1 protein-coding gene is annotated in these 371 nt (G+C 66.8%); it reads left to right on the top strand.

What is annotated here, in order from left to right; translation table 11 throughout:
* Positions 1 to 371: Ig-like domain-containing protein (locus U870_RS22915; protein ID WP_043710847.1), on the top strand; the 371-nt coding region annotated here is incomplete at both ends.

Here is a 371-nt window from a genome sequence, read left to right as displayed (position 1 = left end):
AAGCTCGAGGTCACCACCCCGACCCCGGACGCCACCATCGGCACCAACGGCACCGAGTTCACCGGCACCGGCCAGCCCGGCGAGAAGGTCGTCATCACCGACAAGGACGGCACCGTCCTCGGTCAGACCACCATCGGCGACAACGGCGAATGGACCACCACCGTGAAGGTCCCCGTGGGCTCCGCCCCGATCACCGTCACCGCCGGCGAGCAGAAGGTCGTCCTCGACAAGCTGAACATCGTCGACGACACCAAGCACGTGGCGGACTTCGAGGTCCTGACCCCGAACCTGGAGGAGACGAACAGCATCCCCAACGGGACGGAGTTCACCGGCACGGGCGAGCCCGGCACCACCGTCGTCATCACGGACAA

This window comes from Leifsonia aquatica H1aii, from assembly GCF_000633535.1.
Taxonomy (GTDB): domain Bacteria; phylum Actinomycetota; class Actinomycetes; order Actinomycetales; family Microbacteriaceae; genus Leifsonia; species Leifsonia aquatica_A.
Note: the sequence above shows the minus strand (reverse complement) of the source record. Positions and strands in the feature narration are given on the sequence as shown.